Raw genomic sequence first — 23,041 nt, 5'->3', positions numbered from 1 at the left:
ATCTCGAAATCTTCGCTATCAGGTTGTTTATCATGTTTAAGCCAATAAAAGTAGGGCGTATTATAACATAAACTGTGTATGTAGGATTATTTATAGATATGATTAAATCATTAAAGGTTGCTGATTTATGATACATTCTGGTATATGAATTACTGCGCGATCATTGGTTTAGAAAGTGATATTACAAACCAACCTATTTTTGATAGGGGGATTTACCTGTTGAAAATTTTATTATGAAAATATTGGCAGCTTAAGTGAAACCTTTTTAGGAATAGCAGGCCTATTAGGTGTAAATTATAAAAAAAGTTATATAATAAAGATTTAAGTTATAATTTTAACTTAGGCGTATTTAAAAATAGTAATATGCTAATATTATCACTTAATATTTTATTAATGTTTTAGCGATAAATTAATAAACCTTAATATAAATGCAGTCGTATTTCAGTCTAAATTCCGTTTGGTAATTGCGAGCGGTTATCAACGTCAGAATTAAATGTTCAAAAACAGAATATTATTTTAAGACTAAAGGTGAATACAGACATTAAGGTTGTCATGGGTCCCGGAGCAACGTGAGAATTGACAAAGTGATTGAAGGGAAGAGGCGTAAGGAAGTCAATTAAGGAAAAAAGGGAATTATGATTCTATAAGTACAATTTCAGGTTATGCACAAATACAGACACTATAATAGTTTTAATAGAATAATTTTATTAATACTAGACATCACATTGATAGCTTTCGCATTTAAGCTGTCAAACCTTTTCAGATACGGTGATCTTGAGCTCACCCACCAGTACAGTATCTTCTTTGTACTGTTTGCACTGGTTTGGTGGATCGTATCGGGATTCAAGAACTTCATGTTCCGCATTGATGGCTTCCTGCCGGTAGGCAGAAAGACAGGCAACATGCTCAACGCATTTGCAATACACGCTGTGATACTCTCCAGCTGTATTGTGATTTTCAACCTGGAGCACCTGTCCCGCTTGCTGCTTTTGTATACTTATCTGTTTACAGCGCTGCTGATCGGTATAAGCCGAGTGGTTTTATTCCTTGCACAGCGCTACTTCTCAAAATCAGATATGGCGTACAGCCGTTACGTGATCGTAGGTATGGGACCTGCAGCCATTTCACTGCACCAGACCTTCAGCAGCGATGAAGCGCCAGGTCGTAAGTTTATGGGATTCTTCACCGACAAAGCCGATGAACTGAGCAAGCACAGCAGCATGGTAAAAGGTAATGTGGCTGAGCTGAGAGAATACTGCCTACAGAACAACATTGACGAGGTGTATTACACACTGCCTGTGAATGACAAGGAGCAGATCGATGATCTGACTGAGTTTGCCGATGATAACTTCATCTACTTCCGTATTGTGCCTGATTTCAGCGCTATCGTGCAGCGTGAAGTGAACATGTACTTCTACCAGAACATCCCGATGATCAGTGTGCGCAAGGAGCCACTGGAGCAAGTGACAAACCGCGTTGTAAAGCGTGCCTTTGACATTGCCTTCTCATTAGGTGTAATCTTGTTCCTGTTCCCTATCGTGATGCCGATCATCGCGCTGGCAATCAAAATCAGTTCTCCGGGACCGATCTTCTTTAAGCAGTTGCGTCCGGGTAAAAAGAACAGACTCTTCGTGTGCTACAAGTTTAGAACCATGCGGGTGAATAACAGCACGGAGTTGCAAGCTACTAAAAATGACCCGCGTATTACCAGAGTAGGTGCCTTCCTGCGTAAGTCTAATCTGGACGAATTGCCACAGTTCTTCAACGTGCTACTAGGCGATATGTCGGTAGTAGGACCTCGTCCGAACCTGGTATCGCAGCTGGATCACTACTCTAAAGTGATTAACAAATACAAAATGCGTCACTTCGTAACACCGGGTATTACGGGTTATGCACAGGTGAGCGGCTTTAGAGGCGAGACCAAAGAAGTGCACCTGATGGAGAAACGTGTAGAGTATGATGTAAAATACATGGAGAACTGGAGCTTCATGATGGATATGAAAATCATCTTCCTGACTGTTTGGAACATGGTGAAAGGTGAGAAAAATGCATACTAACGAGATGACTGAGACAAGTATCATGCGCAGAACTGCAGCACCCTTGCAGCAAAAGCGCCGCCTGCTGAAGTCCTACATCACGACTGGCCGCTTTGATGAATTTGTGGAGCAGGTATTTTGGATGACCGATAATAGAGCTTCATCTTATGTATGCTTTGCCAATGTGCACATGCTGGTAGAAGCATACCAGGACCCGAATTTCAATAAAATACTAAACGAGGCAGATGTGGCCTCGCCAGACGGCGGACCACTCTCCAAGCTAATGAAACTGAAGTACGGTCACAACCAGGACCGTGTGCCAGGTATGGACCTGATGCCGCGTTTGATTGAAGAAGCCGCTGCCAGAGGTAAGTCTGTTTTCTTCTATGGCTCTACAGATGATGTACTGGAAGCTGTGGTGGCAACTGCCAAATCTAAGCACCCGGATGTAAAGATAGCGGGCTATTATTCACCGCCTTTCCGTCAGCTAACGGAGGAGGAAGATCAGTCCATCGTGGATATGATCAATGATGCAGGGGCCGACTTAGTATTTGTAGCCCTGGGATGCCCGAAGCAGGAACGCTGGATGGCCGAGCATAAAGGTCGCGTAAAAGCCTGCATGCTGGGTGTGGGTCAGGCTTACATGACGTATGCCGGGCTGGAGAGACGACTGCCGAAATGGGCACGTGACCTGTCACTGGAATGGACATACCGGCTGTATCAAGAGCCCAAGCGACTTTGGAAACGCTACCTGGTTACCAATAGCACCTTCGTATACCTGACTCTGAAAGATATGCTATGGCCCGGTGATAAGCATAAAAAAGCCACCGTGGTAACGGTAAACTAACAGTATCAAAAAAATGCGCTGCGTAGGTATAAACCCACCACAGCGCATTTTTTTCATCCATGCCTTTCAAGCTATAGAAGCAGACATCAAACTAAACGTCATCCTTCTGTAAAACCTAAATGCCAGATGTGGGTATAAGGACAAGTTGCTCCTGAAGTAGGTGTGTTATAACATACCAGGTTCTACCACAGAGCATCAGGCTTTGCTGATAAGAAGACACGACTATTATTTCCGATTTATCAAAATCAAAATATAGTAATTGTCGTATAGAAGACAGATTTAAAACAAAAGTTCACCCCAAACCCTTAAAATTAATGAAAGCTGTAATACTGGCCGGCGGATACGGAACCCGCATCAGTGAAGAGAGTGGTGTTAGACCAAAACCGATGGTAGAAATCGGCGGAAAACCCATCCTCTGGCATATCATGAAAATATACTCTTCGCACGGCATCAACGATTTTGTGATTTGCTGCGGCTACAAAGGCCACATGATCAAAGAGTATTTTGCTAATTACTTCCTTTATAACTCTGATGTGACCTTCGATATGAACAATAATAGCATGAAGGTGCACCAAAATAATACAGAATCCTGGAAAGTGACGCTGGTTGACACAGGAGAGGGTACGCTAACCGGCGGCCGTCTGAAGCGTGTGCGTGACTATATTGGTGACGAGACATTCTGCTTAACTTATGGCGACGGTGTAAGCGATATCGATATCAGCGCTTCCATTGAGTTTCATAAGCAGCAAGGCACCAAAGCGACACTTACCGCTGTGCAGCAGCCAGGCCGATTCGGTGTTTTTACCCTCTCAGGAGAAGACACGCATGTACGCCATTTTCAGGAGAAGCCTGAAGGCGGTGAGCAGCCATGGATCAACGGTGGTTTCTTCGTGCTGGAGCCTTCCGTGATCGATTACATCGACGGAGACCATACTACCTGGGAGCGTGAGCCGATGGAGCGTCTGGCCCGTGAAGGGGAGATGGCTGCCTTCAAGCATACCGGCTTCTGGCAACCGATGGACACCCTTCGTGATAAGAACTACCTGGAAGAGCTGATCCAGCAAGGAAAGGCTCCGTGGTATAAAGTGATTCAAAACCAACCTGTAAATGCCTAAACGACGGTAGGTATAGCACATTGTTGACCGACTTCGTATAACATATCCTATACCTGACCTTTTAGCGAAACATAAGCTGATGAAGAGAGAATTTCTGCAGCAAACCTATCAAAACAAAAAAGTATTTCTGACAGGCCATACCGGTTTCAAAGGTTCCTGGATGCTGCAAATGTTGCATTCCCTTGGAGCTGAGATCATGGGCTACGCCCTTGCACCCGAAACCGAAGAAGACATGTATCACCTGATCGACGGCGACAGCCTGTGCGAGTCGGTGATCGCTGACATCCGTAGCAAGGAAGCCGTGGAAGAAGCTGTCCTGCGCTTTCAGCCGGACTTTATTTTCCATCTGGCCGCACAGCCGCTGGTGCGTCTGTCGTACGAATTTCCGTCCGAGACCTTTGCTGTGAATGCCGTAGGAACAGCCCATGTGCTGGATGCCGTGCGCAAGCTCGAGAAGGCTTGCACTGTCGTGCTGATCACGACGGATAAGGTATACGAGAACAAGGAGTGGGTATACCCATACCGGGAATCGGACCAATTGGGCGGTTACGACCCCTATAGCGCCAGCAAAGCCTGTGCGGAGTTGGTGATCTCGTCCTATACCCGTTCGTTCTTCCATCCAGAAGCCTTTGAAAAGCACCAGAAAGCGATTGCCAGCACCCGCGCCGGTAACGTGATCGGGGGTGGCGATTGGGCCAAGGATAGGATCATACCGGATATAGTGCGGGCACTGCGGGTAGGGGAACCGGTAACGGTGCGCAACCCGAATGCGGTGCGTCCGTGGCAGCACGTACTCGAGCCGCTGGGTGGTTACCTCTTGCTGGGTGCTAAAATGGCTGAAAACCCGAAATCCTTTGACGGCGCCTGGAACTTCGGTCCGCAGGCGGGCGACAATAGTCCTGTGGAAGATCTGGTACAGAAGGCCCTGCAGGTATGGGGATCTGGCAGCTATGACAAGCCGGAACTCAAGAACCAGCCACACGAAGCCGGATTGCTTAAGCTGGACATCAGCAAAGCACTGGTAGAGCTTGGCTGGACACCAAAGTACAACTCTTCGCAAGCCATTGAGCGCACCATTGGCTGGTATAAAACATACCATGAAGGTATAACTGACATCAGAGAATTCACGATGGGGCAAATTGCCGAATACCTCGAAGACGAACAACCCGTATACCTGCCATCATAATTTGAACGACAGACACCTGCAAGGCAGCCCTTTGCAGGTGTTTTCCAATACATCAACATACATGATCTTTACAGAAACCAAACTAAAAGGCGCTTACATCATCGACATCAAAAAGCTGGAAGATGAACGTGGCTTCTTCGGTCGGGCGTACTGCCAGAACGAATTTGAGCAATACGGGCTAAACACTAACCTGGTGCAGGCCAATGTAAGCTACAACTACAAAAAGGGCACCCTGCGCGGCATGCACATGCAACTGGCACCGCACGCCGAGACCAAGCTTGTGCGCTGCACCCGCGGCGCTATCTACGACGTGATCGTGGACCTGCGCCCTGACTCCGAAACGTACAAGCAATGGATTGGCGTGGAACTGACGGCTGACAATTACCGCATGCTATATGTTCCGGAAGGATTCGCGCACGGCTATCTGACATTGGAGGACAACTCTGATGTGATGTATCAGGTAACGGCCTTCTATGCGGCCGGAGCTGAACGCGGGCATCGCTGGAATGACCCGGCTTTCAACATACAATGGCCCATGGAACCTCAGATCATCTCGGAGAAAGACCAGAACCATCCATTGCTGGAAGCTATACCAGAGCAGTCAGCTTTTTGAGCAATCGGTCAACAGAAAAAGGACAGGTAATAAAAGATCTCAGTTTTATACCTGTAACTGAAGTTGGGGATTGTCTGAGACTGTATAAAGTCGTTTAATAAAGGCGCATTTTTAAAAGAAGAACTATGATCATTATAGATACCGCATTAGCCAAACGAGAAGCTGAAGGACGGCCTGTCCGTGTAGGGATGGTAGGAGCCGGGTTTATGGCCAAAGGCGTGGCATTGCAAATCAAGCACCACGTGCCAGGTATGGAACTGGTGGCTATCTCGAACCGCACCATCGACCGCGCCCGTGAAACTTACAACGAGGCAGGTATAGCCGAGGTGGAGGAAGTGGACTCTTTAGAGGCTCTGCAAGAAAACATCCGCAACGGCAGGTATAGCATCACCAACGATCCCATGCTGCTTTGTCGGGCGGAAGGTATAGACGCGATCCTGGAAGTGACCGGTGCCGTGGAATTCGGAGCACAAGTGGCTTTGGAGGCTATCCAAAATGGCAAGCACACGATCATGATGGATGCTGAAGTGGACGGCACCGTCGGCCCGATCCTGAAGGTATACGCCGATAAAGCAGGTGTTGTGTTCACGAATGTGGATGGTGACCAGCCTGGCGTGATCATGAACCTGTACCGCTACGTGAAGTCGATCGGTATGAAGCCCGTGCTTTGCGGCAATATCAAAGGCCTGCACGACCCGTATCGCAACCCGACCACACAAGAGAGTTTTGCCAAGCGCTGGGGTCAGAACCCTGCCATGGTTACTTCTTTTGCAGACGGTACCAAGATTTCCTTTGAGCAGGCCATAGTGGCAAACGGAACAGGCATGCGTGTAGCCAAACGCGGTATGCTGGGTCCTTACGCGCCACAGGGAGCTAACATTAGGGAGTCCGTGAATCTGTTCCCATTAGAAGAACTTACCAATGGACCGGGCATTGTAGACTATGTGGTAGGTATAGCTGAGCCAGCCGGTGGTGTATTTGTGCTGGCTACGCAGGATAACGAACGACAGCAGCACTACCTCAACTATTACAAAATGGGTGAGGGGCCGCTTTACTGTTTCTATACCCCGTATCACCTGTGCCATCTCGAAGTGCCGCTCACTATTGCCAGAGCCGTACTCTTTAATGATGCTGCACTCACGCCACTGGATCGTCCGTATGTGGAAGTGGTAACAGCCGCCAAAAAGGACCTAAAGGCTGGCGAAACCATTGACGGCATCGGCCATTACATGACCTATGGGCTTTGCGAAAATGCCGATGTGACCGCGCACGAAAATCTGCTGCCAATAGGTATAGCGGAAGGCTGCGTGCTGAAGCGTGACATACCGAAAGACCAGGTGCTAACTTATGACGACGTGTTTTTACCAGAAGGTAGAACAATCGACAAACTCCGGGAAGAGCAGCGTCAATACTTTGCTTCAGCTTTTGCAGAGGCTAAAGAACAAGCAACGACTAAAACTGCAATAGCCTAAACAGGGGCAGTTGCAGCATACAATACAAAACAGGTACAAATCCCGCCTCGGTCAGGTATGGCCCGGGCGGGATTTCGTATGCCTGACTATATATTTTTATACATGCGCATTCTTATCATACACAACTACTACAAACAGGCCGGAGGCGAGGATACCGTTTTTCACGCGGAAGCTAACCTGTTAGAGCAGCACGGTCATCAGGTGGAGAAACTAACTTTCTCGAACAAAGAGGTGAACAGCCTGACCGAAAAGCTAAAGGCTGCGCTTGGAGTTGTGTATAATGCAGGCAGTGCGAAGCTGGTAGAGGAGCGGATAAAGGCTTTCAAGCCCGATGTCATCCATGTGCACAATTTCTTTCCGTTACTGTCACCGGCTGTGTTTTATGTAGCGCAGCGCATGCAGGTACCTGTTGTCATGACACTGCACAATTATCGTTTGGTTTGCCCAAGCGCTTTACTTTACTACAAGGGTAAGGTACAACTGGAGAATTTGCAAAAGACTTTCCCACTGGGTGCCATCCAACAAAAGGTATACAGGGATTCTGCAGTGCAAACGGCATCAGTAGTGCTCACCACAGGTATACACAAAGTGCTGGGCACCTGGCAGCAAAAAGTTGACAAGTTCATCGCGCTTACCCCAGGAGCTGCCACCCTGTTCCGTGACTCTTCGCTCCAGCTAAGGCCGGAGCAACTCGCTGTGAAGCCTAATTTTACCCAGGATTTAGGTATAGGCCATACCGAGCGTGAGGACTATTTCCTGTACGTTGGTCGCCTAACGCCTGAAAAAGGGATAGAGACCCTGCTGAAAGCACATGAACTGAAAGGTTTCCCATTGAAAGTGGTGGGGGATGGTCCGCTGCGGGAACGAGTGGAGGAGTATGCGGCAACGCATGAGAACATAGATTACCTGGGCTTCCAGAATCGGGAGCAGGTACTGGAGATGCTGAAAAGCGCTCGTGGCCTGATCTTCTCCTCGGAATGGATGGAAACGTTCGGTATGACTATTATCGAGGCGTTCTCTACTGGTACGCCTGCTATTGCCGCCAAAATTGGTGGTGCAGAACAGTTAGTCGAAGATGGGATCAACGGTCTGCATTATACCCCTGGTCATGCTGCTGAGCTGGCTGAAAAAGTCCAACACTTATTCCAGAGCCCTGTACTGGCTGCGAAACTAGGTACGGCGGCTCGTCAAAGCTATGAAGACAGGTATACGCCTGAAGCTAACTATCGCATGCTCATTGCTATTTATGAAGACGCTATCCGGGCTAAAAAGAAAAATGCCCCTGCAACTAAGGTCACAGAGGCAACTATCTCTTAGGAAACAACTTCTATACTGTTTCCACGCTATTCTTTTTTCCTGAGTTTTTTCGCATTTTCTCAAGTATCTCCACAACCTGATCGGTTTCGACAAACAAATGCTGTCGCTGGCCTTCTGCCGCATCATGCACCGGCTTTTCGCCTTTGCAGATGATGTAGTCATAGTCGAGGTCTATTTTGCCAGCGATATCATAGAACGGTTCAATCACAAAACCTTCGTGGAAGATCTCGACGATCTTGGTGCCTGGCTTGCAAAAGAACATACTGATCAATCCAGCGCCTGTGGCTGATACCACCACTTTGGCTTGAGAGAACATCCTGATCTTTTCCAGGATGCTGTACTTACTGGATACAATGGATTTGAATTTATACGTTTCCAGCGCCTCCAGCAGCTCTTTTTCGTTCAGCACGTTGCGTATAGCCGAGTCGCTGCGGCTGATGTACAGGTAAGGCACCCGCTCTGATGCCGGTAATACCTCATGTTGTACCAGTGGCAGGAAAGAATCACGGATGTACTGTCCCAACCAGCGCGGTACCAAGGTATGATTACCACGTGGTGCCGTAGAGGCAATGATGCGATCGGCAGTGAGGTGGCGATATTCTACGCCTGTGATGATTTTCTCAGCAGGTATACCTAGCAGCTCCAGCGTTTCCGTTTGGTAGCTATACCTTGTATTAGGCACCAGGAACCAATCTACTTCATCGTATAAGCCACTTTCACGGAGCAGATGCAGGCGCGGTAGCACATCCAGAAACCAATGGCCGATGTTATTAAGGCCGGCCCCACCGGTTAGCATGGTGAAAACCGTACCCTTAAAGCGGGTTGGCGCCTGGAAATAGCTTTGGGTAAAGATGTTGTTTTGCTCAGCACTAGTGGCTTTGCCGTTCGTCAAGCTAAGCGACACATTTTCAATGACTCTGTTCTGCTGCGATACGATGGCCACACTGCTCTCATTATCAGTATGGATGCGACCGTTTGGCACCTCCACCACTACATAATCCGTGGTCACGCTGCGCTTCGGTTTCCAGTAATCAGAACAGGCTTGATACAGTTCTTCTGATATTTCGAGCGGAGTAGTCAGGTTAGGGTATATACTATGCACCTTTACTTCGGATTTGGTGCAGGCAACTTCATCTTTTGTATTGATCTGGCAAACGCCAGTAGGTCTGAAACGGGTGTTATGGGGAATGATACGCCCAAGTATCTTCTTCAGACGATTGGTGGATTTATCGTAAAATACCTTTGGTTTCATATATATATGGTGAGTAATAATTGCTATACGTTTGTAATTCAAATATGGCTGTGTTACACCATCAATCTAGTTGCTTGACCAAATGTCGGGTGCTTTGTTCAGTGCTGTCATCCACTTGCTGCAAATGTCGCGCCAATAGGCTGGCAGCGGCTGCCACGGCTGTATTGTTCCAGTGGCCGTCATCGGCAGGGTATAGCTTTTTTTGTTCATGATGGTACAAGTGCTCAAAAGCCTCTTGAGTATCTACCACCTTTACGTCTCTGCTCTTCAGCTCGGCCATGAGGCGGGGCAGAAAATCAGGCTTACGTGCCGAAGGTAGTAACTGGTGATAAATGTTCTCCTTGTTAGGTATAGGCATAAACACAAATGGAATGCCGCGCTCAGCCAGTGCATGCTTATAGCCTTCCAACACGTCGGCTATCTGGTTTATTTCTTCGTCTGTGAAGGTTCTGTTGGCGTATTCTCCCTCCATAAAGAATTCGTTTTGATAATGGATGTAGGTTTTTTTGCCGAACCTCCGCTCTATGTTTGCCAAGGTGCGATGGTAGAGACCCAGCTTTGAGATGCGGTCTGCCGTGACAGCCATCCAGGTCAGCGCCTTTGATGAATTGATGACAGAACCTGTCCGGTCGCGAAGTTTATTGCCTATACCTGTGGCACCTACGGCTGGCAGCTCAGGTATACGGCGCTCAATGCTCGACACCACGACAACCTCCGGAGGGTTTTCCTCAAAGCGCTTCGTGCCCAAAAAACGGTTGACAGTGGCAGGGGCGAAGGAGTAAACGTGCTTGCCCAGCTGTTTCTCCAATACTTCAGCCAGTGTTTCCTCCTGCGAAAGTTTAGCGCCTGTTATATTGGAGTCCCCGATCAGCAGCACTTCCGCTTTGGTGTCGCGATTGCGATAGCCATAAGGGTCGGTATACCACTCCACTATTTTCTTTTCAGCATAGGGTGTGCGGGGAGCCAGTTCACCTTCTTCCTCCATGCGCATATGCATATTCGGGTAAAACGGACCGGACAGCAAACGAACACTATTCACAGAGATGGTTTCCCAGATCCTAAAGGTGAAGTAGTTGATAGGCAGTACAATCGCTTCAATAAAAGGCCACAGTACAAAGGGCAGCACGAGCAGCGTCAATTTCTTGAAAAGCCTTCTTACCTCTCTATTTTTCATTCCCTGTGCTGATTAGAATTGAAAATAAATGAACTCCTGGTGACCGAATTGCCCAAAGAGCAGCACCGCTATGATGGCAACGTAGTAGAACGCCCAGCGCACAACTGTAGGTCGCTGACCTATCAACTGCGATACACTGCCATGCCGCTGGATCAGATGAACCGTTTCCATGATCATGATCGAGATGACAGAGACTGCAAATACCTTAAAACCCTGGTCCATGAACAGAATGTGCTCCAGGTTTATACCTGCCAGCAGTTGTCGGATGTTACCTATACCTGTCAAGCTGCTCTGCAGAATATAAAATGCCTCCCCGATAGAGTTAGCCCGGAAAAATACCCAGGAGAAAAGCACCAGCGCAAAAACACTGAGCACCTGCACCCACTTATAAAGTAACGGGCGGCTGCGAAGCCCAAGACTATCAGCCAGGGCGTCTCGTTGCTTTGACGTTACGATTGCAAACACCAGATAAAAGCCGTGTAATGCGCCCCATACCACAAAGGTCCAGTTTGCACCGTGCCACAGGCCACTCACCAAAAAAGTGATGAACAGATTGTAGTACCAGCGCCACTTTACCACCCGGTTGCCCCCAAGCGGTATGTACAGGTAGTCGCGGAACCAGGAGGAAAGCGAAATATGCCAACGGCTCCAGAACTCTGAGATGCTCTTGGAGAAGTAAGGTCTGCGGAAGTTCTCCATCAGCCGGAAGCCCATGACCTGCGCTGCCCCAATGGCAATGTCAGAATAGCCGGAGAAGTCACAGTAGATCTGGAAAGCAAAAAAGATAGTGGCGATGATGAGCGTGATGCCCTCGTAGTCGGTTGGATTATTGTATACCTGGTTTACCATCAGGGCGAGGTTATCCGCGATCATGATCTTTTTGAAAAAGCCCCAGCCCATACGCCGCAAACCGCCCACCACGCGGTCATACCTAAATTCGTGATTGGCCTTCAACTGCCCCAGTAGGTTGCCTGCCCGTTCGATAGGCCCTGCCACCAGTTGCGGGAAAAATGAAACAAACAGGGCAAATACACCCAGGTGCCGCTCCGGTTTGATACGCCCATGGTACACATCAATGGAGTAGCTCATGGTCTGGAAGGTATAGAACGAGATGCCCATCGGCAAAAGCAGCTCAAAGGCGGGCACTGCATAGTCCATGTTGAGGGTAGAGGCCAGGTCGCGTGCACTGTCATTGAAGAAATTGTAATACTTGAATAATCCGAGTATGCTTAGGTTGGATAGTAATGACAGCCAAAGGTAGGGCTTGCGTTTGTGTTTTTCCTCGTCGCTATACCTGCCCATGGCTCGGCCACAGCTATAGTCCACAATGGTTGAGAAGATCAGGATCAAGGTATAGGCTGGCTTCCAGGAAGCATAGAAGTAATAACTCGCCAACAGCAGAATCAGCCATCTGCGATTGGGGGGTGTTAAAAAGTAGAGCGTAACTACTACCGGGAAGAATATGAAAAATTCAGTAGAGTTAAATAACATAGTTAGACGCTGTTATGAATGTCTGAGAAGCACGTCGTCTCATGCTGTTTCGTAGCCGTTTTCCTGATTTTTAGCTGATCTGACCAATTCAGAAGTCATTTTTCTTAGTATATATTAAGAGTCAGACCAAAAGGTTTAGGATTACGGTATATATTTTTCTGACTGTATAGGGGCACAGAAATAATTGTGCAGCTTTCTTTACGTGAGCCGTCGCAAATGGCTGTTCTTCCTAATAAAAGAATTGCATCCCGTGGTTTGTCAACTGCGTCAAGAGAGAGGCAAGGTACAGGTGTGTTGTGTTACCGGATATGCTTTTGCCATATTATCAAGCCCCAATTCGGTTTTTGTAAGCTCCATTCTATTTAGTGGCTTTATGGACAATTTTAGTATGTCTTAAAGCCGAACATCTGGCACGCAACGGCGTAATATTATTGTACTCTAATACAACAGTAACTCTATACTCTTCGTACAGGACAGGCAATGTTGTGAGCTAGCCCTTTGCTTAAAACAGCAGCTGTCCAGCGCTTCGTTACAAAAAACAACACGATATACATTGGCGAGCAATTAGCGGATGTCGTGAAAAAGATATTTAGTGAGCTTATATGATAGCATCCATCTTCAGGTACCTTATTCGATACCTCTTTTTATACCCCTTAGGCTCTAAGTGTAAAGTAGCCTTGGCCATTGCACTCGTCCTGCTGCTCAGCGTAGCAGATCAGCGTATGGTGATGGCGCAGGCCGCATGCCCTCCTGGTTTAGTGCATCACTTTGGTTTTGATGAAAAAGTGGCTGGCAGTTATGTCGACTATGTGACCAATGGAAGCGCTACCTGTACGAACTGTCCGATACCAATCAGCAGTCGCTTTGCAGGTGGACAGCGCTTTGGCGGTGCAGGCACCGGGTTGCAATTCACAGAGATCAAAAACTTCGAATGGGGACCCAATAGCAGTTACAGCATGGAGGTATGGGTGCAGGTGAACCGTAAATCATCTAATCAGGTAATTGTTGGCCGCAAATCCGGTAATGGTCTGATGGCATGGTGGCTTGGCGTTAATCCAGAGGGGTATGCTGTTTTTGATATGCAGGATAACTTGGGGGAACGCCACACGATCAGTGATTATCTAAAAGCTGTAAACGTGGCTGATGGCAAATGGCATCACCTGGCGGTTGTGCGGGAAGGTGGCCCTCAGATTACTAAATTATATGTGGACGGCTTTAGAGTAGACGACAGGGTATCTGAAACGAAGGTATACCCCGGAAGCATGGAGTCCACCAGCCCGGTCACAATCGGGTACATCGATATTGACAGCAAGTTTTACTTTGATGGTATTGTTGATGAACTACTCATCTACAACAGGAATTTGTCAGAGCAGGCAATGCGCGACCGTTATAACCACGGGGCGGGCAATTACTGTGGACCTGAAGTGATCAGGCCAGAAATCGTATCTGAACCTATTACCTATGGCGCTGTCAACCAGCAATATACCTATGATGTGAATGCAGCCGGTAAACCAGCCCCTCGATACATCCTGATTTCAGGCCCGCCGGGAATGGCAATCAATGCAGGCACAGGCCTGATTACCTGGGTTCCACAGGCTGCAGGCAATTTTACGGTGGAGGTGAAAGCAAACAATAGTCAGGGTGAGAGTGCACCGCACCGCTTTCAGATTAATGTGAGAGCCGCTACGGAAGAAGGTATAGGTATGCTGCACCACTGGATGCTAAATGAAACAACAGGTTCTAATTATCGGGACGTGTATACGCCTATTGACGCCATAGTGGGAGCAAGAAGCCGGCCTGCCGCGGTGAAAGGGGTAGTAGGAGGGGCACAGCGCTTTAATGGGCGCGACACAGGGCTGGATGTGATCGGTAGTCCGAACTTCGATTGGGATGCTAACGAGACATTTACCATTGAGCTTTGGCTTCGCACTGAAACCCGAGAAGGAAGTAGTGAGGCTCAAAACCAGGTACTGCTTGGGCGCCATGCTACAGACTCGCCATCTCAGTGGTGGCTGGGGCTTGACAAAGACCGAAAAGCCGCTTTCTACTTGCCCGATATTGAGTTTGAAGGTCAGTTTGTAGGCTCAGCAGGACCCAAGCTCAACGACGGAGGCTGGCACCAACTGGTGGCAGTGCGGGAAGGTGGTTCGGGCACTGTAAGGCTCTATGTGGATGGTGAGCCCATCGCGGTTGGCAGCTTTGCAAACAAGTATAGCTTTAGCAGCCGGTCACCTGTTACCCTGGGCTACTTTAATGCGAGTAAGCTTAACAGTTACCACTATGAAGGTGATATGGATGAAGTGAAGCTCTTTGGCAGAGCCCTCTCTCAGGATGAGATTAGAGAACGCTTTGTTGAAGTGTACAACAATCTGACGGAAATCCTGAGTTTCCAGGGCCGCTATGCCGAAGGGGAAAGCTTCACCCAAAAGGTCGCAGTGCTGGAATGGAGAACCCTTTACGAGCTTGAAACAGACTATTTTGAGATAGAGCGTTCAGAAGATGGTGAAAACTTTACAGCCATCGGTCAGGTGAAGGCCTCGGGTACTACAACGTCTGCCATCAACTACAATTTTACAGATGAAACGCCACTCAAAGAGCAAGGCTATTACAGGCTTCGGTTGGTTCGACGGGACGGGACCTTTACTTACTCTAATATCATCCTGTTGCAAGATCGGTCACCTTCAGCCTCATCCTTTAAAGTATATCCTAACCCGAGCAGGATGGGAGATGAAGTTACCATCGAAATCGCCAATCTGAAAGAGAGTGAAGACGTAACTTTTATGATAACAGACGTCTCCGGAAGGCAGGTGCTTAGCCAACAGGTGCGCACCAATGAGTTTGGAGAGCTGTATCTGACACTACCGGTCGGTGGATCTTTAACACCGGGCATTTATAACCTGACAGTAGCTGGAAGTAACAAAACTCTTAATCGGAAACTCGTTGTAGCTCGTTAATTCTTTTGAATCCATAAAGAATGAAGGCTTCATGATTATGTGGAAGCATTGGGTAGTGCACTTACATATTGTAATTAGGGATCGGTGGCTCTACAGGGTTTATAGGTATACAACCTGGTTATAACTTTTAAATTTTTCATAACGTAATGAATAGCAATCACTTCTTATATAAATATTGTATTTGTGAGATTTTTAATAAACCCTGCAAAACGTAGCTCGTACTATGCTTGAAAAACATTAGGTTTTCTACGTTAAGACAAACAATCTATCCTCAAACTTAAAAGTGCCTTTACTTATTTAAATTGTATTTTTTTATGAAAAAATTATTCTTTATTCCAATACTTTTTGCACTCTTCCTCACTTCTTGTGACGATGACGACGATAGCACATTTGAGCCTCCTGTATCTGAAATTGATGCTCAGATGCGTGGCGACTGGACAAACACCATGATTAAAAGAGTTTATTACTCTATGGATGATGAAGTGATGTATACAGACTCGGTACAGTATCAGACAGCCTTCAGTTTTGACGGTAAGCGTGTGACTGTTACCGTACCAGGAGGTGGTCAGCCAGAGGTGATGAATTACAGTTTCCCAGATCCTAGCGATTCTACTGTAATTGAGTTGCAGCGGGGTAACGATAGGGGGCGTTATACTGTTCAATCTATTTCAGAATCAGAAATGACATGGGTTGAAGAGAAGCCTTGGGCTGGTTTCCCGGAAGAAGCTGCGGAAGCGGATAAGACTACCTCTAAAGTAGGCGTATATACCTGGAGATTCGTCCGTAAGAAATAGCAATATCTAGCCCAGACTTTCAGGGGCATCAACTTGAAAACCCTCCCGTCTTAGAGATACAGCACATGTATCAACTAAAACAGGAGGGTTTTTTATGGTTATACACTTAATCATTTAACGTGCATAGGTGTGCCATCCGCACTGGACGATTAGCTTTGTTTAATTGATTAAAGTATACTCTGTCAGGTTATTACAAAATGAAAAGCGGTGCAGGATAACTCCTGCACCGCTTTTCTGTATTTGGCTGTTCTAAGCCAATCTGTAAATTCTAATATATCCCTCAATTAGCGTTGAGGATATTAAGCTGGTAATTACTCTTTGATCAGCTTAATCGTGTTGCTCTTACCGTTAGAGTCAGTATACTTCAGGAAGTACAGACCTGCTCTTAGTCCAGTAGAAGCAAGGTTCATCACCAGCTTACTGCTCTCCAACTTCAGGTTGTCTTCTTTGTATACTACTGTACCAGCCTGATCCAGGATTACAACTTCCTGCAGCTTGATCTCCTCTTTGCCCAAGTCAAGTGTTACCACGTCGTTGAATGGGTTTGGATAAGCGCTTACTTTTTCGAAGCTGATGTCAGTGTCAGTTGTCTCAGCAGAAAGCGAAGACGAAGCTAAAGCAGTCAGTGATTCGATAGGTGACAGTCTGTTGCCAGCGATCGGGCGCTCCATGGTGCCGTTCGGCAACTGCCAGCCCACGGCCAGGTTGTCGCCGCCGCCGCCCTGCAGCATCAGTGCCTCGATGTAGTAGCGCTTGCCGGCCTCCAGAGTGATCTTGGCAGACTGCTGACCGCTGGTCTTAGTCCACTCACGTGGGTTAGTCCAGGTGCTTGACAGGGCGATGCGCGTCTTCTTGGTCGGGTCTTCGCTTGTGCTCAGGTACAGCTCAGCCACGTCATCGGCCGCGATCCAGAAAGTGTACTGGCCTGAGGCAGGAGCCGTCACGTAGCCGCGGATACGCTGGCCGTAGTTGTTGCCCTGGCCTTGCGGCGCCTCAAACGAGTTCAGTTCAGTAGTTGAAGCTGGCTTCGTGTTTACTGGAATCACGCTTACAGTAGAACCGTGCACGTTTGACCAGAAGTCACGTGTGATCTTGCCTACAGGAGTTATGCTAGCAGTAGGTACAGTTACTACAGGAGCAGTGCTTCCCATTTCAGACAGTCTGTTGCCAGCGATCGGACGCTCCATGGTGCCGTTCGGCAACTGCCAGCCCACGGCCAGGTTGTCGCCGCCGCCGCCCTGCAGCATCAGTGCCTCGATGTAGTAGCGCTTGCCGGCCTCCAGGGTGATCTTGGCAGACTGCTGACCGCTGGTCTTAGTCCACTCACGTGGGTTAGTCCAGGTGCTTGACAGGGCGATGCGCGTCTTCTTGGTCGGGTCTTCGCTTGTGCTCAGGTACAGCTCAGCCACGTCATCGGCCGCGATCCAGAAAGTGTACTGGCCTGAGGCAGGAGCCGTCACGTAGCCGCGGATACGCTGGCCGTAGTTGTTGCCCTGGCCTTGCGGCGCCTCGAACGAGTTCAATTCTGTAGTTGAAGCTGGCTTTGTGTTTACTGGAATTACGCTTACAGTAGAACCGTGTACGTTTGACCAGAAGTCACGTGTGATTTTGCCAGTACCTGAAGTACCTGTAACAGTACCAGTTGTTGTAGAACCAGTGCCTACAGTTGGTGTCTGCTCAGCAGGTGCTGTAGCAACTGGAGCTTCAGTAGTAGGCTGTGGCGAAGTAGATGGTGCAGTGCCGTTCGGGCCAAGCACAACACCGTTTTTGCTTAGCTTAGCTAACCATGCAGAGTATTCATTTTTTTCGTGCTGCTTCGTGATGTTACCTCCGATGTATGGGTTGTTTTCGTTCTTTACAGAACCATCAGGGAAGTAGTTTTTGTCGAACAGGTTGCCCTGGCTCATTACGCCGGTTACGTTGTTGCGCATCACAGCATTGAAGGTAGCGCCTTTCTTATAGTAGTCATAACCATAAAGACCTACGTTGTGCGTATTCATGCGGGTACCATCATCAAACAAACCAGAGTTTACACCACGGTTGTTGTATATTTCGATGTTGTTACCACCCGCGATTGAGTAGTTGTAGTTACCAATGTTTACAGTCTGGTTATCGTATACCTTTACGAAAGCAGTAGCAACAGAAGCCGGATCGCCCATACCATCCTGGTACCATGAGTCAGCGATGATACCGCCACCTGAGAATTTAGTCTCTGTAGCAGGGAATGGGTAAGCACCCTGGATGTAGTTGTTGTGAATACGGATAGGAGAACCAGAAGTACCGCGAGCGTTAGACAGGTTGATGTTGTCTTCCACAAGTGATTTGTTCGGCTCGTTGATCACCTCGTTCCAGGCGATTTCAGCGTGTGGCAAGCTTCCACGGTAGTTGAACTGAGCAAACTGAGAGTGCTCACGCTGGCCACCGTAAACGCGGCCGTCGATGTTTTTGGCTCTGTTATAACGGATTTTTACCGTGTTGTTAGTAGATCCGTCACCTTCATAGCGTGTACCAATATATATACCGGCAGTGCCTTCGAGGTAGCAGTTCTCTACAACAACATTCTTGAAGTTGTTAACTGTTAAGAAACGACGTGGTTTCTTGTAATCTCTGAAAGGAGTAGGAGTAAGACCATAGCCTTTCGTGTTTTTTACAGTGATGTTGGCTGAATGACCCCAGCTTTTGATCAGGTAACCAGCACCTCTGATGTTTGAGTTTACGATGGTTACAGGTTCGGATGTACGAACATCTACAGCAGCTACCTCAGAATCTTTGGATTCCCAGTTACCTGTATAGGTACCTCCTTTTGTGATTACTAATGGCCCGCTGTAAGTTTGGGCGTTAACGAAACCTGTCGAGATTAGAAAGGCTACGAGTGTGAGCATGAAAGCAGACAGAGTTGTCCCCGTCCACTTAGTCACCTTAGTGGAAACTGTATTCATCTTTTTGGCTAAAAGTTGAAAAATTAAAAAATGTACTCCTTATAAGGCCCCAAGCAAGCTACCATTTTCAGATAGAGAAGCAGGTGTGCTGCTTGGTGCTTTTTATGAAGATATTAAGCTTGGCTAATCCTTGCGTGTATCTCCATATATAAGTTGTTGCAAATATAAGTAGGAAAATTTTAGAAAAACCAGTCTTTTATGATAAATTCTTGATTAAATCATAGGTGCTTTGGATATTTCAATTTATTAAAGAAGAAAAATGTGTGATTAGAGTTAGTATTGGAGGTTTCTGGCTTTAAAGGATTGTTGAAAAAAGTTACAAAAATTACAAAAGTGCAAACAATTTATATGGATTAAGTGTAGAATTGGTATAAATAAAACCAGAATTATTAATTCTAAATATTAGATACTAGTTCAAGTTTTAGGCATAATATCTGTAAAATGGATGAATATATAAAATATAATATATTTAATAATGAGGGATATGGTGTTTTGATTTTTAAAAGGTGTTATAACTTTGACTTGCCAGGTAGGAGATAGTATGGCACAAGAGTTAAGGCAAGGAGGGGTCCAATAATGATAGGTGTGTAACTAGTCGAGGATTGAAATGGCAGTGGGTGATTGAAGTATTGTATTCAGCTATTGTAATGGGGCTGATCTGTTGGACTGTTCTTGGGAGGAGCCAAGCTGTATGTTGTTTTTCTCTAGCTTTGCTTTCCAGATCCGGTACTCAGCTGCTTCGCTTTGCTTGGTTATTTCACCTTCAAGAAAAGAATTACTGTGCTCACGCACTGTCCCATCCGGGAAGTAATGGTTGTCATTCCGACCGTCCCGTCCCATAATTCCGATCACGTTATTATGAAAGGTATTGTTGAAAGTCGATTTCTTTTCATAAAAGTCATAGCCATACAGTCCTTGTGTCCACATTTTAAATTGTTCACCATTTTCGAAGCGGGCAGTGTTGACGGCGCGGTTATTAAAGACCTCAATGTTGTTGCCACCTGCAATAGCATAGTTGTAATTGCCCAGGTTTACAGTCTGGTTATCGTAGATCTTTACATAGGCCGTGGCTACCTCCTTAGGGTCGCCCATGCCATCTTCGTACCACGAGTCAGCAATAATACCTCCACCTGAAAACTCTTCGCTATCGGCAGGGATAGGATAAGCGCCCTGAATGTAGTTGTTATGGATACGGATAGGTGAGTCTGGCGTACCTCTCGAATTAGAAAGGTTGATGTTGTCTTCCACCCGTGAATTGTTTGGTTCGTTAATCACCTCGTTCCAGGCGATTTCGGCATGCTGGATCGGGTTTCGGAAATTGAACTGCGCAAACTGTACCCGGTACCAGCCATCATAAATGCGCCCGTCAATATTCTTTGCCTTGTTATAGCGGATTTTGATGGTATTATTTGGACTTCCATCCCCTTTGTAGGCTTCACCTATATAAATACCGGCTGTATTCTCCATGTAGCAATTCTCAACCACCACATGCTTGAAATCATTGACGATCAGAAACCGCCTTGGCTTTTCATACACAATCCAGGGAGTAGGGGGTAGACCGTAGCCTTTCGTGTTCCTGATGGTGATGTTGGCAGCGTGTCCCCAGCTTTTAATCAGGTATCCCGCTCCCCTGATACTAGAATTCTCAATAATGACAGGCTTGGATGTCCTGATTTCCACAGCCGGCACTTCAGAGTCTTTTGACTCCCAGTTGCCGGAGTAGGTGCCGCCCTTCTTGATTACGATCGGGTCATCATAGCCAGCTGTAGTAGCTTTAGCGCTCCTTTTAGCGCCGGGCAGGTGCCCCTGGGTATAATAATAAGCAAAAAGCATTGCTACCACCACGAAGGGTATAGCAATGCTTAGCATTTTGAGGTATGGAAAATCTTTTCTCAAATCAAATGCATGGTGCATGGTGTGGTACTACTTAATAAAGTATCCCAGCAGTCTGCGTGTATAGCCGTTTGCCAGGTGAAACGGAATAAAAGGCGTCGGGCAGTTCTTCAGTGTGAATCTCGTAAAGTCCCGCAGGTTACCACCGCCTTTCAGGTCAAACAGGTGTTTGTAATAGTTTTTGAAGTTCTTTTCGCTTCGTATCTGACGTTCCCCGCTTTCTTCCGGATAGGTGAGCAGCTTTGCATCATAGTTGACATACAGTTCAAACCCTGCCCTTCTGGCAGTGTGGGTATAGTCGTAGTCTGCAATATAATGCGGGAACCGATCCTGATCAAAGACTCCTATCTTTTCGATGATCGCCCTAGGTATAAGCAAGCCTCGCCCTGGTAGGTGAGTGACTGCGTGCAAGCCCTTCTGGTCATCTTTTGATAACGTCGGAAGTACTTCTTCGATGGTATTCAGCAGCCAGTTTAACCGCTCGCCTCCGAAGATGGGCTGCTTGGTGTTGGCATCCAGCTCGAGTGCGCCCAATAGAGCCACAGGCTTTTGCTCATGCCAGTAATACATTTTCTCAATCATGCGCTCATCCGTGATCACATCGTTGTTCATGGTCATGATGAGTTGAGCGTCCTGCTTCAGCGCATGTCTGATTCCCATATTGACGCCTGCTGTCCAGAACAGGTTGCCGCTGCCCTTGAGCACTTCCACCTCCGGAAACTCCTCCCGGAGCATGTCTTCGGTGCCGTCCGTTGAGCCATCATCTACAATGATCACTTTAAAACGCTGATCTGTTTGCTTTCTCAGCGATTCAAGGCACTCTTTAGTATATTCTTTTCTGTTAAATACAGGTATAACAATGCTTATCATAAGGTATAAGTATAAATCTATTTTTATAGTGCATTCCTTGTTAGCAATCTTGTAACGAAACTATGCTAACAGTACTGTCTACGAAAATAAGGAGGGTTGTTGTTGGATTAATATTATAAATTGAAGCTCAGCAGGCTCTTTAGCTTTGAGCTTACTTTGCCCCGGATCAAGTGATTAAAGTTCTTCGAATCTGATTCAATATCGCGCACTACAAAGCGAGGGTGGCGCAGCGGGAAAGCGATCTCGTTTTCCGTGATCTGTGCCTTGTTATCGTGGGTGTTAAACGTATGTGTCGCATCTTCTCCAAAGCCGATGTTGCGCACCAGGTTTACTTCAGGCACAATACAAAGCCCGGAGTTGCTGTATACGGTAAATTCCCATTGGTAATCCCAGATGTCTCCGTTCGGGATGCTGGCAAAGGCTTCCTCTAGCTTGCTCAGGCGATAGGTTTCTTCAAACTTGTTGAGGAACAGGCCTTTCAGGTAGCCTTTTTCCTTAAGCTCCGGGTATGCTTTTAGGTTGAAGTCGAAAAGCTGCCAGGCACGTCGCCAGGTAGCCCAGCCCCAGGCATTCACTTTGTTGGAGAAGTAATACGAGTAATCATTGTCTTTGCGCCAGCCGTTCAGGTAGTTGTTACCGCTGATATGCATGATGCGCGTATCGTTTTTGTATTTGTCCAAAAGCTCCTGACAGAACCAGAAAAAGCTTTTAGAGGGCACACAATCGTCTTCCAGTATAATGCCGGCCTCTTCGTGTTCAAAGAACCAGCTTATTGCTGTAGCAGGCGCTACTCCACACTTTAGGTTTTTCTCCTGGAAAAGCGTTTTTACTTCACAGTCCCAGTCCACCTGTTCTACAATGCGGCGTGTTTCAGCGCATTTAGCTATATCTGTTTCCACGTTGGGTCTAGGGCCATCAGCGGCTACGTAAAGTCGCGAAGGCTTTACCTGTCGGATACGGTCGAAAACTTGTTGTGTGGTGTGAGCTCTATTGAATATTATTAACAGCACAGGTGTGTGCAAAGGAGTAGCAGGAACAGAATTACTCATGATATTAAGGTATAACAATATATTTTGTTTTGTATACTG

Annotated in this window: 16 protein-coding genes; 9 read left to right on the top strand and 7 right to left on the bottom strand. The window is 47.1% G+C overall.

Annotated features, from left to right (window positions below; translation table 11 throughout):
• Window positions 1-725 precede the first annotated feature (725 nt).
• The 7 genes from AC5FX6_RS07700 (at window position 726) to AC5FX6_RS07670 (ending at window position 8,586) form a co-directional block, all read left to right on the top strand.
• Window positions 726-2,057 (top strand): undecaprenyl-phosphate glucose phosphotransferase, encoded by a 1,332-nt coding sequence (locus AC5FX6_RS07700; RefSeq protein ID WP_493596447.1) that lies wholly within the window; start codon window positions 726-728, stop codon window positions 2,055-2,057.
• 4 nt (window positions 2,058-2,061) lie between these two features.
• Window positions 2,062-2,883, top strand: a complete 822-nt coding sequence (locus AC5FX6_RS07695; RefSeq protein WP_493596446.1) for a WecB/TagA/CpsF family glycosyltransferase — start codon at window positions 2,062-2,064, stop codon at window positions 2,881-2,883.
• Window positions 2,884-3,197: 314 nt separating this feature from the next.
• Complete coding sequence (gene rfbF / locus AC5FX6_RS07690; RefSeq protein WP_493596445.1) at window positions 3,198-3,998, top strand: glucose-1-phosphate cytidylyltransferase; 801 nt, start codon at window positions 3,198-3,200, stop codon at window positions 3,996-3,998.
• Window positions 3,999-4,077: 79 nt separating this feature from the next.
• Entirely contained in the window at window positions 4,078-5,184 is a 1,107-nt protein-coding gene (gene rfbG / locus AC5FX6_RS07685; RefSeq protein WP_493596444.1) for a CDP-glucose 4,6-dehydratase, read from the top strand.
• Window positions 5,185-5,245: 61 nt separating this feature from the next.
• On the top strand, window positions 5,246-5,797 hold the full coding sequence (gene rfbC / locus AC5FX6_RS07680) for a dTDP-4-dehydrorhamnose 3,5-epimerase (RefSeq protein ID WP_493596443.1): 552 nt from the start codon (window positions 5,246-5,248) through the stop codon (window positions 5,795-5,797).
• Window positions 5,798-5,922: 125 nt separating this feature from the next.
• Window positions 5,923-7,269 (top strand): NAD(P)H-dependent oxidoreductase, encoded by a 1,347-nt coding sequence (locus tag AC5FX6_RS07675; protein ID WP_493596442.1) that lies wholly within the window; start codon window positions 5,923-5,925, stop codon window positions 7,267-7,269.
• Between the two features lie 102 nt (window positions 7,270-7,371).
• Complete coding sequence (locus AC5FX6_RS07670) at window positions 7,372-8,586, top strand: glycosyltransferase family 4 protein (protein ID WP_493596441.1); 1,215 nt, start codon at window positions 7,372-7,374, stop codon at window positions 8,584-8,586.
• A 10-nt stretch (window positions 8,587-8,596) separates the two neighbouring features.
• Here AC5FX6_RS07670 and AC5FX6_RS07665 read toward each other — a convergent pair whose 3' ends face one another.
• From AC5FX6_RS07665 to AC5FX6_RS07655, 3 genes are all read right to left on the bottom strand, one after another.
• Window positions 8,597-9,838, bottom strand: coding sequence for a glycosyltransferase family 61 protein (locus AC5FX6_RS07665; protein WP_493596440.1), 1,242 nt, complete (start codon window positions 9,836-9,838; stop codon window positions 8,597-8,599).
• Between the two features lie 61 nt (window positions 9,839-9,899).
• Window positions 9,900-11,012: an alginate O-acetyltransferase AlgX-related protein gene (locus tag AC5FX6_RS07660; RefSeq protein WP_493596439.1), complete on the bottom strand. Its 1,113-nt coding sequence runs from the start codon at window positions 11,010-11,012 to the stop codon at window positions 9,900-9,902.
• A 12-nt stretch (window positions 11,013-11,024) separates the two neighbouring features.
• Window positions 11,025-12,503 (bottom strand): MBOAT family O-acyltransferase, encoded by a 1,479-nt coding sequence (locus AC5FX6_RS07655; protein ID WP_493596438.1) that lies wholly within the window; start codon window positions 12,501-12,503, stop codon window positions 11,025-11,027.
• A gap of 677 nt (window positions 12,504-13,180) precedes the next feature.
• Here AC5FX6_RS07655 and AC5FX6_RS07650 point away from each other — a divergent pair.
• Window positions 13,181-15,457: a LamG-like jellyroll fold domain-containing protein gene (locus AC5FX6_RS07650; RefSeq protein ID WP_493596437.1), complete on the top strand. Its 2,277-nt coding sequence runs from the start codon at window positions 13,181-13,183 to the stop codon at window positions 15,455-15,457.
• 314 nt (window positions 15,458-15,771) lie between these two features.
• Window positions 15,772-16,251 (top strand): hypothetical protein, encoded by a 480-nt coding sequence (locus AC5FX6_RS07645; protein WP_493596436.1) that lies wholly within the window; start codon window positions 15,772-15,774, stop codon window positions 16,249-16,251.
• A gap of 311 nt (window positions 16,252-16,562) precedes the next feature.
• Here the strand turns inward: AC5FX6_RS07645 and AC5FX6_RS07640 are convergent, their stop codons facing one another.
• The 4 genes from AC5FX6_RS07640 to AC5FX6_RS07625 all read right to left on the bottom strand — a co-directional run bounded on the left by AC5FX6_RS07640 (window position 16,563) and on the right by AC5FX6_RS07625 (window position 23,002).
• A complete protein-coding gene (locus AC5FX6_RS07640; RefSeq protein WP_493596435.1) occupies window positions 16,563-19,190 on the bottom strand; it encodes a PA14 domain-containing protein in 2,628 nt (875 codons plus the stop codon).
• 639 nt (window positions 19,191-19,829) lie between these two features.
• Window positions 19,830-21,086, bottom strand: a complete 1,257-nt coding sequence (locus AC5FX6_RS07635) for a right-handed parallel beta-helix repeat-containing protein (RefSeq protein ID WP_493596434.1) — start codon at window positions 21,084-21,086, stop codon at window positions 19,830-19,832.
• 27 nt (window positions 21,087-21,113) lie between these two features.
• Entirely contained in the window at window positions 21,114-21,953 is an 840-nt protein-coding gene (locus AC5FX6_RS07630) for a glycosyltransferase family 2 protein (protein ID WP_493596433.1), read from the bottom strand.
• A gap of 113 nt (window positions 21,954-22,066) precedes the next feature.
• The gene (locus AC5FX6_RS07625; protein ID WP_493596432.1) at window positions 22,067-23,002 is read right to left on the bottom strand and encodes a nucleotide-diphospho-sugar transferase; all 936 of its coding nucleotides are present in this window, start codon (window positions 23,000-23,002) and stop codon (window positions 22,067-22,069) included.
• Window positions 23,003-23,041 lie beyond the last annotated feature (39 nt).

The sequence above is a fragment of the Pontibacter sp. LHS2 genome, assembly GCF_058932845.1.
Note: the sequence above shows the minus strand (reverse complement) of the source record. Positions and strands in the feature narration are given on the sequence as shown.